The sequence below is a fragment of the Kitasatospora sp. NPDC048545 genome, assembly GCF_040651155.1.
In the GTDB taxonomy this organism is placed as follows: domain Bacteria; phylum Actinomycetota; class Actinomycetes; order Streptomycetales; family Streptomycetaceae; genus Kitasatospora.
In genome coordinates this window covers 86,735-98,909 of the sequence record NZ_JBEZIQ010000031.1, presented here as the reverse complement: position 1 = coordinate 98,909, position 12,175 = coordinate 86,735, and the positions used below count along the sequence as shown (strand labels likewise).

The following is a 12,175-nucleotide window of genomic DNA, read 5'->3' as shown; positions in this document are numbered from 1 at the left end:
CCCGACCGGGTTCACCCGTGCGGTCGGGCCGGGGCCCGGGTCAGCCCGCCGCGGGGACGACGGGCTGGGACTGGGGCGCGCAGTGGATGCCGTCGCCACCGGCGGCCACGGCGTCGATGTTCACCGGGACGACGGCGCGTTCCGGGTACTCGGCGGCCAGGATGGCGCGGGCCGCTTCGTCGGCGACCGGATCGCCGAACCGGGGCATGATGACGGCGCCGTTGACGGTGTAGTGGTTGGTGTCGTTGCCAGGAAGCTGCTGCTGGTGTTGCGGATCCGGGTGTGGTCGGGGCCGGGCAGCTCCACGATCGTCAGCGGGCGGCCCCGGTCGGCACGCCCGGTCTCACCAGACCGGGCGATGGTCCTGGGGCGTCGGGAAGACCCAGCCGGGAACGGCGGTCTCCGCGGTCTCCGGCCGCCACAGCAGCCCCGGTTCGGGCGGGAATTCGTCCGTGGCCGGCGCGCGACCGTAGTAGCGCTTGTGGCCGGGGAGCGGCACCTCCGTGAGGACGCCCTCCCGCATCATCCACAGCCCGAAGCAGTCGTCCTCCTCGTCGTGGATCAGCACCTGCACGCTCGCCGGGTGCGGCCACGCCAGGGACTCCAGGTGCCGGAGCAGCCCGGACCGGGGCCGCATCCGGTAGAACTCGATCACCCATCCGCCGGCGAACAGGCCGAGCGGCTCGAAACAGCCCTGCCAGCTGCGCGCGTCGTCCGGCCGTGTCAGGGGTTCCATGACCTCGTCGGCGTACGGCGCCAGCACGATGACCTGCGCGATTCTGCTCATGCCGCAGTATCCGCGCAGACCGTGCGCCGGCGGCAAGCGAATTCCGGGGTGGTGGGCGCGGCGGTCCGGGCCTGGACGGGCCCGGATCCACGGGGTCGGAACAGGTGGCTCAGCCCGGTGCGGGGGCGGCTCCGGAGCCGGGGGCGGCCTCCCCGTCGGGTCTCTCGTGCGTCCCGGTTCCCGCGAGGTCTGCGGGGCCTGCGAGGCCTTCCAGCTGGTGGATCAGGGTCTTGAGCGTGGCGATCTCGTCGTGCAGGGCCTTCTTGCCCTGCTTGGTGAGCTGGATCCAGGTGCGGGCGCGTTTGCCCTCGTAGCCCTTGTCGATCGTGACCAGGCCCGCCTTCTCCAGGACCCCGAGGTGCTGGGAGAGGTTGCCGGCGGTGAGGCCGAGCGTGGTGCGCAGGAACGTGAACTCCACCCGCCGGGCTTCCCTGGCCACGGCGAGGATGCCCAGGCGGACGCGTTGGTGCACGACGTCGTCGAGGCTGCTGGTGGGGTGTTCGGTCATGCGGCCGACCGGCCCTGGATCCGTTGCTGCGCCGCGAGGCCGATGCCGCCGAGCAGCAGTACGCCCCCCTCCAGCAGGATGTACGGGAGGTCGCGCCACGGCGACGGGTCGGGGACGCCCCCGGTACTGAGCATGATGCCAAGGTACCCGCAGGCGATGACGAGGAGCAGCCAGCTGCGCTCGATGCGGGCGAGCAGCAGCAGGGCCAGGCCGATTGTGCCCGCCGGGCTCACGATCGTGTCGAGGACAGGGGAGACGGGCGACGGGCCGCGGAGGTCGGCGAGGAAATCCGGGTGCAGGACCGTCCACACCACGTAGGCGGTGATGAGCACGACCAGGGCGATGCCCAGTGCCAGGTACGGTCCGACCCTGGTGCCCAGGCCGCGGCGAGCGGAACGGCGAAGGTAGAACCAGCTGATCGCGGCGTAGGCGAGGAGCAGCGCCACCGGCCAGTACCACATGGCCGGCGGGAAGTCCCCGTTGTGGTCGCCCTGGCCGTAGCGGACCACCGGTGCGGCGCCCAAGCGCACGGCGGCGAAGACCAGGAGGGCGAACCAGGCCCCGCGTTGCTCGCGGCGGACGCGGTGGACCAGGGCCCGCTTCATGGCCAGGAGGCCCTGGGGGTCGCTCGGGGGCTGAACGGGTTGGGTCGTCATGAGGACAAGGTTTGCATTACAAACTGATTGTGTCTAGAGATCAGTTTGCGAAGCCCTGATCGAGGACGGCCGGGCAGGGCCGGGGCGCCGGGGCCCCGGCCCTGCGGTGTCAGGCCGTGGACTCCCGACGGTCGATCACCGTGCGGAGCTTGCCGCTGGTGGCCGTCCGCTCGAAGTCCCCGCTGTCGGCCGACTCGACCGTGAAGGCCAGCAGGTCCTCCGCCACGGCGGAGGCGAGCTCGGGGATCGCGGCCGGGAAACAGGCCGCAGCGGCCGCCGCGTCCGGGGCGTACCGCTCGTCGAGGCGGACGGTGATCCGCTCCCGGTCGTCACCGGTGTCCAGGAGCAGCTGCAGCTCCCCGCGGTAGCCGAGGTGCTCCTGCGCCACGGCCTCGAAACGCCGGACGTTGAAGAAGTACGTGCCGACCCGGACGACGTCGCCGTACCGGCCGAGGAGTTCGACGCGCGGGGTGTGGCTGCCGCACGGGCAGACGCCCTCGACCGCGCGGCCGAGGTCGCCGATCTGGTAGCGCTCCAGGCGCTGGCCGGCGCGGGTGCGGGTGGTGAAGACCAGGCGGCCCGGCAGCCCGGCGGGGGCCGGCCGGTCGGCCTGCGGATCGAGGATCTCCAGGGTGTGCAGATCCGTCAGGACGTGGTGGACCGAGCCCTCGGCGTGGGTGCACTGGTAGCCGAGCGGCCCCAGGTCGGTGCTGCCGTACGCCGCCGAGCGGATCACCTCGACGCCGAACTCCTCGGTGAGCACCCGGCGTTGTTCCTGGGTGAAGTGCTCGCCGCCGTAGAACACCTTCCGGATCCCGCCGTACGCGCGCAGGGCCTCGCCCTCGGCGTGGAACAGCTGCCACAGGTAGGACGGCATGCCGAACACCGCGTTCGCCCCGTACGTCACCAGTGCCTCGGCCGTGGCGGCGTGGTCGGGGCCGGCGGCGATGGGCAGTTGGGTGGCGTTGAGGCGCTCCAGGATCGAGAAGAAGCTGATGAAGCTCCCGTACATGCCGCCGCAGTAGAAGAGGTTGGCGGCGCGGTCCCGGGCCGGGTCGAACCCGGCGGCGAGCAGGCCGTCGGCGGATGCCCGCATCTGGGTGTCGTAGTCGGCGTTGGTGAACACCGACAGGGCCGGGGTGCCCGTGCTGCCGCCGCTGCGGAACAGGAGGTGGGCGTACTCCGGCGCCAGGGTGCGCAGGCTCTCCTGCACACCGGCCTTGTCGAGCAGCGGGCCGGCCGGGGCGGGCGGGACGACGGCGGGAGCCGCCAGGTCGTCCAGGCAGGCGGTGGTGGCGAAGGCCGCGTCCGCCCGTACGCTGACGCGCCGGCTGTACCGCTGCAGTGCGTAGACGCCGTCGTGCGGCTCGCCGTGGTAGCCGTCGAGCATCCCGCCGACCGGGGTGACCCGCAGCACGCCCGCGGCGAGCACGGCCCGCGACAGCCGGGCGACGTCGGCGCGGCGGCCGGCGATCGCGGCGGTCTGCAGGTAGCGGCGCATCGGACGCAGGGTGGCCATCACGCAGGCGCGGGGCAGCGGCTTGACCCAGACGCTGCGGTGCAGCGGTGAGGCGGCCAGCGCCGGGCGGGTGTCGGCGAGGACGCGCCAGGAGCCGTCGTCGGCGGCGATGACCCTGGTCAGCCCGAGGTGCTCCTCCAGCCGGGCGAGCAGTTCGGTGGTGGTGATCTCGGCGTGCTCGGCCGGTTCGAGGACGGGCCGGGGCAGCGTGGCGGACGCGGCGGCGAGGTGGGCGGCGAAGCGCTCGGCGAAGGCGAAGACCTCGTCGGTGTCCTCGGTGTCGAGGTAGACCACCTGGGGGCTGGAACAGGCCTGCTGGTCGAAGCGGCAGACGTCGGCGGCGAGCGCGTCGAGCGTCGCAGTGTCCGACCAGGCGTCCCGGGTCAGGTAGGCGAAGGAGATCCGGTGACCCCATTCGATCAACCGGCAGCCGGCCGGGACCAGTTCGGCGACCGAACGGACGGCGTCCTCGCCGCCCCAGACCGCCACCGCGTCGGCGGGCGCGCACAGCAGGCGCAGCCACTCGGTGCGGGCGGAGGAGAAGCGCAGCGCGACGACGCGTCCGGCCAGGGCGCCGGTCGGGTCGGCGGCGGCCAGCTCGGCGAGGAGGTGCTGGGCGAGCGGGGTGTCACTGCTGCTGGTCTTCAGCACGTTGAGGTTTCCGGTGAGCAGGCCCTCGATGACGCTCAGCGGTGCGACGGCGGCCGCGTTCCCGGGGGCGATGTGCACCAGCAGCCCGACCGGTGCCCAGGCCTCGAAGGTGGTCTCCCGGGCGTCGGGCCGGGTGAGGCGCTCGGGGCGCAGCCCGCCGAGTTCGCGCCGGAGCTTGCGCTCCAGGGCCGGGCGCCCGATCGCGTCGGCGATCTCGGCGAGCGTCGCCGATGCCTCCTCCGGGTCGGTGCCGCCGTCGGTCAGCACGCCGAGCAGGCGGGTGCGGACGGCGCCGCCCGGCGTGCCGAGGGCGTCGGCGAGCACCTGGCAGGCGTTCAGCACCAGTTCGGTGGGCAGCGGGTCGGCGAGCGCGCGGGCGGCGAGGTCCGGGAGGTCCGCGAGCCGGCGGGCGGCCTCCTCGTCGTCGATGAACGCGCCCTGCCAGAAGTGCGCTCCGGCCGTTGCGAGTTCGGGGTGCACGGCTTCGGGGTGCACGGCCTCGGGGTTCACGACGTCGGCGTTGACGGCTTCGGGGTTGACGGCTTCGGGGTTCACGACAGTCCCTTCAGGAGTTCGGCGGCGGCCGCCGCACAGTTGCGGTTGCGGCTGACGCCGGCGCGCCCGTGGATGGTGAACCACGGCGTGGGCAGCGAACAGGGGCACTCCTCGGCGGCGTGCAGCGAGGCGAGGTCGCCCATGACGACGCTCTGCGCCGGCACCGAGGTGATGTACGGGGAGACCAGGTGGAGGAAGCCGCGTTCGCCGTACGGCAGCGGCCGCAGGGTGCGGGTGTCGCGCACCGCGGCCCGCGACCAGACCGGGACGTGCAGGCAGTGGTGCTCGCACTCGATGTACGGCACGCAGTGCTCGACCGAGCCGAAGGTGTCCCGGATCCGCTCCGGCGGGACACCCAGCTGCTCGGTGACCGCGGCGTAGAACTCGTCCTTCCCGATCTGCCGGTCGGTGTGTCCCTTCCAGCCGCCGCCGAGCAGGACCAGGGAGCCGGCCGGCAGCCGCAGCGGCGGCAGGCCGAGGGAGCGCATCCGTTCCAGGGTGAAGTGCAGGAACGCGGGGAAGCCCAGGATCCGCACCGGCAGGCCGTCCTCGGCGTAGCGCTGCAGCGCCGCGATGCAGCCGTGGACGTCGAACTCGTGGCCGCCGCCGGTGTGCCGCAGGGCGTGCGTGGTGTGGGCGGCCGGCGCGAAGTCGCACAGGTAGTTGTCGGTGAACGAGGTGCCGAGCTTGAGCTGCGGGGCGGGTTCGTAGCTGTACAGCAGGTAGTTGACCGGCTGGTCGGGGGTGATCCAGCCGTAGTGGTCGAAGATCCGCGCGACCATGCGCTGCGCGGAGCGGATCGTCCAACTGTCGAAGAACATCTGCGACTTCTGGCCGGTGGTGCCGGAGGAGGTCAGGTGGAGGAAGACCTCCTCCCGCGGGATGGAGAGCACCTCGTGCCGCTTGAAGAAGTTGGCGTGCACCAGGGGAGCGCGGACGTCCTCGCCGACGGTCGGCGCGGCGGCCTCCGCCGGGCCGTCCAGCAGGGAGCGGTAGAACGGCGAGCGCCGGGCGTGCCAGGCGTGGCTCTCCGCCATCGCGGCGGCGAACAGGCGGTCGGCGTCCGGCCCGGCCGCGTACGGGGAGACCAGGTCGCACAGCTGCTGGACGTGCGGGAGCGCGGCGGGGTCGGGAACCTCGACCGGCGCGAGATGGATGTTCACGGGGGCAACCTCGGGATCGGTCATCGGGCAAGCTCGGTATCGGTCATCGGGCGGCCTCGGCCGGGGGAAGGGGCAGGTAGGTCGAGGTCCAGGCGGTCAGGTAGGCCGGCAGGTACGGCTGGAGCGGGCTGCCGACGGCGGTGGTCCGGAAGTCGATCTGACGGCTGGTGCGGGACAGCACGACGTAGTCGTGGAACCGGTCGCCGATCCGGCGCATCGCCGGGTAGACGGCGCTCGGGATGAACCCGGCCGCCAGGAAGGCGTGCAGCCCGGCGGTGTCGGCCAGCGGAAGCAGCGTCTCCACGTAGTCGGCGCCCGCCCGGGTGACGGCCGCCATCAGCGGCTCCAGCGCACCGGCGACGGCCGCCGGGGACGGGTGCACCGCGACCAGCGAACAGCTCGCGGCGACCGGGTCCAGGTCGGCGTACGCCTCGAACGTGCCGTCCGGCGGCGTGAGGACGGCGTTCGGGACGTGCAGCGGGAAGAACCGCTGCGCCGGGTCGGGGAAGAGCTCCAGGAAACGGCGGCGGACGAACCCGGGCGCGGTGATCAGCTCCATCGGCGCGGTCACCGGCGCACGCCGCCCGGCGGGGGCGGGCGGGCCGTCCACCGGCCGCGGGTCGCCGTAGCACAGGCCGGTGCTCTGTCGGGCCGCCTCCAGCAGCGGGACCAGGGCACCGGGCACCGCGTCGACGCCCTCCCGTCGGGCCAGGACGCCGTCGGCATGCCGGGCGAACAGCGCCAGGCTCTCGCAGCCGGCCACCTCGACGGCGTTCGGCAGCAGACCGAGCGCGCGGAAGCCGTTGCGGGCGAAGACCTGCTGCGGGCCCGGGGTGACCACCCGCACGGTCGCGTAGATCGAGTCCGGTCCGCCGGTCGCGAAGGCGTCCGCGCAGACCGCGGCGGTCAGCCGCCCGGCCAGGCCGCCGCCGCGCTGCTCGGGGTGGACCGCCAGGCCCACCAGCTTGCCGATCCGGCTGCCGGGGTCGGTCTGCACGGCCACCGAACCGGCCAGGTGGCCGGCGCCCTCGTGCCGTGCGGTGAGCCAGTGGGTGTGCGGGTCGGCGATCAGACGGCGCATCTCCGCGGGGTCGCTGCCGAGCGCGACCGGGTAGCCGTGGCCGTAGACGTCGAAGTACAGCTGGCGCAGCTGGGCAACGTCCTGCGGGGCGGCGGGGGCGATCGTCAGGGTCATCGTGCGTCCCCGCTCGGGTGTGCGGCCGGGGCCGGGTGCTGCTGCTCGGACGGGTGCCGCTGCTCGGACGGGCGTTGCTGCTCGGACGGGCGTTGCGGGTGTTCGGGTGGGGACGGGTGTCCCTGCGGGGCCGCCATGGGTTCGGGGTTCGCCGGTTCGCGTCGGCCGGTCCACCACAGGGCGGCGGCGACCGGGAGGACGCCGAGCGCCTGGACCAGGCAGAGCGTGCGCGGCGAGAGGTGGTCGCCGAGCAGGCCGAACACCAGCGAGGACACCGGGAAGGTGGCACCCAGCAGTGCCTGCATCACGGCGAAGAAGCCGGCCCGGTCCCCGGCCGGGACCAGCCGCTGGAACAGGGCCACGAACCGTACGCCGATCACGCCCACGCACCAGCCCGCGACCGCCATCGACGCCACGGCCGCGGCCTGGCTGCCGAGCAGGCCCGGCAGGGCGAGCGCGGCGGCCAGCAGGCCGAGACAGCCGGCGCCGACCACGGTCGGGGCGCCCGGGAGACGGCCGCCGGTGAACGAGCCCACCAGCGTGCCGGCGCCGAGGGCCGCCTCCAGCGCGGCGACGGTCGAGCCGTCGGCGTGCAGCACCGCCCGGGTGAACAGGGGCATCACCACGAACACCGCCGTGGTGAACAGGTTCGCCGCGGCGAAGCAGAGCAACACCCGCCGGACGAAGGGAAGTTCGGCCAGGATGCGGCGCAGTGGCCGTGCCGCCTCGGGTTCACCGCCGTCCGCGGCCGGGTCGGCCGGGTTTGCCGGGGCGGCCGCGTTTGCCGGGTCGGCCGGGAAGCGGGTCGCGCCGATCAGGGCGGCCGCCAGCAGGTAGGCGCCGGCACACCCGGCGACGATCCCCGCCAGACCGGCGGCGTCGACCACCAGCGGGCCCAACAGGCCGCCGGCCAGCCCGGCCAGCGACTGGGTGCCGAGCTCGAAGCCGGTCGCGGCCTCGATGTCGGCGTCCTCGACCAGCTCGGGCACGGAGGTCGTCAGACAGGGGTCGAAGACCGCCTGGCAGCCGGCCAGCAGCAGCGCCGCGCCGTACGCGACGGCCATCGGCAGCGCCGTGGTGTACGTCCAGGCGGCCGTGCCGAGGGCGATCAGGCCGGCGGTGGCGGCCGAGACGCCCAGCACGGTCCGGTGCGGGCAGCGCGCGATGACCCTGGCCACCAGTGGCGCCAGCGCCACCGCGGGCAGGGTGCCGACGGCGAGGAAGGCGCCGGAGGCCAGGCCCCGGTCCGGGCCGGCGGCGTACCCCACCAGCCACCACACCGCGCCCACCTGGAACATCCGTCCGGCGGCCTGGGTGAGGACCTGGGCGGCCCACACAGCGCCGAACCGTCGGTTGCGCAGGACCAGCGGCAGCCGGAACCCGCTGGTGGCGGGGGTCGTCGCGGTGTCCGTTCCGGTGCCCGTCACGAGTGCGGCCGTTCGTCGAGGACGCGGATCAGCTTGCCCGTGCGCGTGTTGACGGCGAGTTCCTGGTGGCGCACCCAGTCGACGGACAGCGGGTGGACGTACCCGGCGGCGACCGCCTCCGGGTACAGCGGCCGGGCCGCGTGGATCCCGTCCCGGACGGCGGCCGCCAGCTCCGGCAGCCCGGCGGGGGCGCCGTCGCAGGCCAGGCGCAGCACCAGGCCGTCCCGGCCGTCCCAGCGGCGCACGACCAACTGGACGCCGGTGGTCCGGCCGGCCGGGTCGGCGGCCCGGACCAGGTCGAGCACGTCCTCGGTGTACAGCGACACCGGCCCGACCCGGACGCCCTCCTGGGCCCGGCCGAGGATGCGGAACAGCCCGGCGTCGGGGTCCGTCCACTCGGCGCGGTCCCCGACGGGGTAGCGCAGCACGGGCATCAGCCGTCGGCGCAGGTCCGTCACCACGACCCGGCCCGGCACCCCCGCACGGGTGATCGGCTCGTCGGTGTGCTCGTCGAGGATCTCGACCACCGTCTCCGGGGCGAACACGCGGTGCACCCGGGTGTCCGGTCCGGGCACCGGCCGGCCGAGCAGCCCGGCGTCGACGGCGGCATAGCCGATCGAGGAGACCCGGGCGTTGGGGAACACCTTGCCGAGCAGCGGCTGTTGGTCCTGGTAGAGGCCCTCGCCGCCGAACAACAGCAGCTCCACGGAGGGGAGTTCACGACCGGAGGCCAGCAGGTGATCGGCCAGCCCGCACAGCGTCGTCGGCGTTCCGGCCACCACCTCGACCTCGAACTGCTCCAGGGTCCGCGCGGTGGACTCCAGCGGCGCGGCCCCGCCGATCGGCAGCCGGACGTTGGCGACCGGCGAGTGGTGCAGCGCGTCGAGGATGAAGGTGTAACTGGCGTACAGGTCACCCGCGTAGAAGAGATCGGCGACCCGGTGCCCCGGGCGCAGCCCGGCGTCGACCAGCCCGGCGCCGAAGGAGGTGGTGAACGCCCGCCACTCCTCGCGGCTGTAGAACGAGAACTTGGGCGAGCCGGTGGTGCCGCCGCTCTTGAAGACCACCGCCTCCTCCAGCGGCCCGGTCAGCAGCCGGTTGCCGCGAGGCGTGTTCGCCTGCCAGAACTCGGCCTGCGGGACGACCGGGAGGTCGGTCAGCCGCAGTGTCCGGTCCGGCAGGCCGGCGTACAGCTCCGCGTAGAAGGGTGAATTGCGGCGCGCGAACCGTATGAGTTCCGCGATGGGTTGAACGGGCATGAATTCCTGCTCTGAGGCTGTGAGGAGAACGGACCGAGCGGGCGGTACCCGGATTCCGGGTACGCACAGAGCATTCGGTCGACACTGAGGCGAAGTCAGGAGAAGCTGCCCCCCGGCTCGCAGGAAGAGAGGCTAGCACCTTGATGGACCTTCGAATTCCAGTCTTGGGCCTCCCGCTGAGGTGCTGATCGGGCAACCTGAGGCTTCATCAGCGGCGATTTCCGGAGGTCCGGAATGAAATGGTGAGCTGCGTCTCAGTGGCGAATTCGGCGAGCGCACATGAAATGTCTCGAATTCAACTAAAGGCAATCGGGGAGGATTCCGCCCGAACGGTGCGGCGGGCGGCCCGCCCCGCAGACGGGTCGGGATCGGGCGGTCCCTGTCCCGCACCGGCCCGCCCCGTTGATACCGTCCTGAATCCCCCGCACCACCCTGGAGCCCGGATGACCGACACGCCGCCCGACACCGCCGAAACCCGGAAGCCGGAAGGATTCAGCACCGCCCGCCTGGAGGCCTTCAGCGACGGAGTCTTCGCGATCGCGATCACCCTGCTCGTCCTGGACCTCCACGTCCCCGAACCCGACACCCTCCACGGCCGGTCGCTGGCCGCCGAGCTCGTCCACCAATGGCCCGCCTACTTCGCCTACTTGGTGAGCTTCCTCGTCATCGGCATCATCTGGATCAACCACCACGCCATGTGCGCGCTCGCCGGCCGGGTCGACCGCCGGACCCTGTTCGCCAACCTCTTCCTCCTGCTGACCGTCTCCGTCATCCCCTACCCGACCAGGATGCTCGCGGCCTACCTCACCGCCCGCCACGACGACGCGAGCACCGCCGCCGCCCTGTACGCGGCCACCATGCTCGCGATGGGCATCGCCTTCTCCCTCCTCTTCCTCTCCTTCACCCGCGACGCCCGCATGCTCCACCACCCCGTCCCGCCGCAGGCCCTCCGGGCAGCCCTGCGCCGCTTCGGCGTCGGAGGACTGTGCTACGCCGCCACCATCGCCCTCGCCTACGTCAGCCCCATCGCCATGCTCGCCACCCACGCCGCCCTGGCCGTCTACTACTGCTTCGACCAACTCGCCCCCGCCCGCGCCACGAAGGCGTGACCTCGCGAGCCGGCGAGCAGCGCGGTCACACCCCTCCGGGAGGAACCGCAGGAGAGCGTGACCGCCCCGGGCGCCCAGCCGCGGGGAACCGAGGAGCGGACCTTCGCGCGGGCGCAGCCCGGCGCGGGACCGGTGCGTGCGGCCGGACATCGGGCGGGCTGCGGGTCGATGGCCGGACGTCGGGTCGACGGGCGGGCTGCGGCGAGGGATGGGGGTCCCCGTAGAGTTGGGCGGGGCGCACCCGGGGGCCGTACGGGCCGCACCGCTTCCCGCCGGGCCCGGCTCGGGCGGGCGGCGGATGCCGGTCGCGGGTGGAGCCGGGGGTGTGCGGGTCGGCCGCAGCGGATCGGGGAGAGAGATGTCGAGGGACGGCCAGGACGCCAGGCGCCCGCACGGGGAGCTCGTCGCGGACGTGCTGGCGGTGCTGTGGGCGGCCGGTGAGCCGCTGACGGCCCAGCAGGTCAAGGGCGCGCTGCACCAGGACCTCGCCCGTACGACGGTGACGACGATCCTCGCCCGCCTGCACGAGAAGGGAACCCTGGCACGCACCCGGCCGGGGCGTTCCTTCGCCTACGCGCCGGTGGCGGACGCCGCCGGCCTGGCGGCGGGCCGGATGCGCCAGGAGCTGGAGAAGGAGCCGCACCGGGACCTCGTGCTGAAGCGGTTCGTCTCCTCGCTCTCCGCCGACGAGCCGTCGACCGGCTCCTGGCCGACCGCCTCGACGCACGCGGGATGAGCCCGGTCCACCAGGTGCTGCTGTCCGTGCTCGCCCGGCTGGGGCCCCACGGACGCGGTGACCTCACCGCGCGCACCGCCGCACCCGAGGCCGACGCCGCCCGGGCCCTGGACGACCTCCTGTCGGCCGGACTCGTGCACTCCCTGGTCGTCCACATCGGCGGGCAGCAGGAAGTGCTGACGATCACCCCGGCGGGACAGGCCGCGCTGGACGTGCTGCACGACGACGCGTCCGCCGTCCAGGACGACCTGCTCGCCGCGCTGACGCGGGGCCAGCGCGCCGAGCTCAACTCCCTGCTGAGACGGGTGTGCGCGGCAGCCGCCCGCAGCACCGAACGCCACACGGCTCCGCGGCGAGGTCCCGGCTGGGTGCTGACCGGCGGTCGGCGCCGCAGATGGGTCCCCGAGGAGCGCGCAGCCGGTGCGGTGGCGCGAGCGGACGGGGCGGGCCCGGCGGTCGCGGTCGGTGCGGCGGCGCGAGCGGACGAGGCCGTGGGTGCCGGCGGACGCCGTCCGTCAGGACGCCGCACCCGTGCGTCCGCGCCCCGCTGACCGGCCACCCGAACACCCCTAGTGCGTGCGGCACTGCGACACACCCGGATGAAGCGATC

General features: G+C 73.7%; 11 protein-coding genes and 1 pseudogene. 3 read left to right on the top strand and 9 right to left on the bottom strand.

Features of this window, described 5'->3' with window-relative positions; all coding sequences use genetic code 11:
* Nucleotides 1-40 precede the first annotated feature (40 nt).
* The 9 genes and pseudogenes from AB0D10_RS27165 to AB0D10_RS27125 all read right to left on the bottom strand — a co-directional run.
* Nucleotides 41-226: pseudogene (locus AB0D10_RS27165) on the bottom strand (agmatine deiminase family protein); the annotation flags it as partial.
* 117 nt (nucleotides 227-343) lie between these two features.
* On the bottom strand, nucleotides 344-787 hold the full coding sequence (locus AB0D10_RS27160) for a hypothetical protein (protein ID WP_360261219.1): 444 nt from the start codon (nucleotides 785-787) through the stop codon (nucleotides 344-346).
* A gap of 109 nt (nucleotides 788-896) precedes the next feature.
* Nucleotides 897-1,295, bottom strand: a complete 399-nt coding sequence (locus AB0D10_RS27155) for a transcriptional regulator (RefSeq protein ID WP_360261217.1) — start codon at nucleotides 1,293-1,295, stop codon at nucleotides 897-899.
* Nucleotides 1,292-1,951: a hypothetical protein gene (locus AB0D10_RS27150; protein WP_360261215.1), complete on the bottom strand. Its 660-nt coding sequence runs from the start codon at nucleotides 1,949-1,951 to the stop codon at nucleotides 1,292-1,294. Before AB0D10_RS27150 ends, AB0D10_RS27155 begins: the two co-directional genes overlap by 4 nt.
* A 109-nt stretch (nucleotides 1,952-2,060) precedes the next feature.
* Nucleotides 2,061-4,676, bottom strand: coding sequence for an acyl-CoA reductase (locus AB0D10_RS27145; protein ID WP_360261213.1), 2,616 nt, complete (start codon nucleotides 4,674-4,676; stop codon nucleotides 2,061-2,063).
* A complete protein-coding gene (locus AB0D10_RS27140) occupies nucleotides 4,673-5,839 on the bottom strand; it encodes an acyl-protein synthase (protein WP_360261211.1) in 1,167 nt (388 codons plus the stop codon). The genes AB0D10_RS27145 and AB0D10_RS27140 overlap by 4 nt, the downstream gene beginning before the upstream one ends.
* Before the next feature lie 43 nt (nucleotides 5,840-5,882).
* Nucleotides 5,883-7,034: a GNAT family N-acetyltransferase gene (locus AB0D10_RS27135; protein ID WP_360261209.1), complete on the bottom strand. Its 1,152-nt coding sequence runs from the start codon at nucleotides 7,032-7,034 to the stop codon at nucleotides 5,883-5,885.
* Nucleotides 7,031-8,461 carry an MFS transporter gene (locus AB0D10_RS27130; protein WP_360261207.1) on the bottom strand — a complete coding sequence of 477 codons (1,431 nt, stop codon included), beginning with the start codon at nucleotides 8,459-8,461 and terminating at the stop codon, nucleotides 7,031-7,033. Before AB0D10_RS27130 ends, AB0D10_RS27135 begins: the two co-directional genes overlap by 4 nt.
* Nucleotides 8,458-9,720, bottom strand: a complete 1,263-nt coding sequence (locus AB0D10_RS27125; RefSeq protein WP_360261205.1) for a phenylacetate--CoA ligase family protein — start codon at nucleotides 9,718-9,720, stop codon at nucleotides 8,458-8,460. Before AB0D10_RS27125 ends, AB0D10_RS27130 begins: the two co-directional genes overlap by 4 nt.
* Nucleotides 9,721-10,163: 443 nt before the next feature.
* Here AB0D10_RS27125 and AB0D10_RS27120 point away from each other — a divergent pair, with 443 nt between their 5' ends.
* The 3 genes from AB0D10_RS27120 to AB0D10_RS27110 all read left to right on the top strand — a co-directional run bounded on the left by AB0D10_RS27120 (nucleotide 10,164) and on the right by AB0D10_RS27110 (nucleotide 12,116).
* A complete protein-coding gene (locus tag AB0D10_RS27120) occupies nucleotides 10,164-10,829 on the top strand; it encodes a TMEM175 family protein (RefSeq protein WP_360261203.1) in 666 nt (221 codons plus the stop codon).
* A gap of 358 nt (nucleotides 10,830-11,187) precedes the next feature.
* Nucleotides 11,188-11,565, top strand: coding sequence for a BlaI/MecI/CopY family transcriptional regulator (locus tag AB0D10_RS27115; RefSeq protein ID WP_360261201.1), 378 nt, complete (start codon nucleotides 11,188-11,190; stop codon nucleotides 11,563-11,565).
* Nucleotides 11,562-12,116 (top strand): MarR family winged helix-turn-helix transcriptional regulator, encoded by a 555-nt coding sequence (locus AB0D10_RS27110; protein WP_360261199.1) that lies wholly within the window; start codon nucleotides 11,562-11,564, stop codon nucleotides 12,114-12,116. Before AB0D10_RS27115 ends, AB0D10_RS27110 begins: the two co-directional genes overlap by 4 nt.
* Nucleotides 12,117-12,175: the final 59 nt, after the last annotated feature.

Coding starts and splice junctions, on each gene's coding strand:
- AB0D10_RS27135 (WP_360261209.1), bottom strand. CDS start 7,034: ATGACCCTGACGATCGCCCCCGCCGCCCCGCAGGACGTTGCCCAGCTG.
- AB0D10_RS27110 (WP_360261199.1), top strand. CDS start 11,562: ATGAGCCCGGTCCACCAGGTGCTGCTGTCCGTGCTCGCCCGGCTGGGG.
- AB0D10_RS27115 (WP_360261201.1), top strand. CDS start 11,188: ATGTCGAGGGACGGCCAGGACGCCAGGCGCCCGCACGGGGAGCTCGTC.
- AB0D10_RS27155 (WP_360261217.1), bottom strand. CDS start 1,295: ATGACCGAACACCCCACCAGCAGCCTCGACGACGTCGTGCACCAACGC.
- AB0D10_RS27160 (WP_360261219.1), bottom strand. CDS start 787: ATGAGCAGAATCGCGCAGGTCATCGTGCTGGCGCCGTACGCCGACGAG.
- AB0D10_RS27120 (WP_360261203.1), top strand. CDS start 10,164: ATGACCGACACGCCGCCCGACACCGCCGAAACCCGGAAGCCGGAAGGA.
- AB0D10_RS27125 (WP_360261205.1), bottom strand. CDS start 9,720: ATGCCCGTTCAACCCATCGCGGAACTCATACGGTTCGCGCGCCGCAAT.
- AB0D10_RS27150 (WP_360261215.1), bottom strand. CDS start 1,951: ATGACGACCCAACCCGTTCAGCCCCCGAGCGACCCCCAGGGCCTCCTG.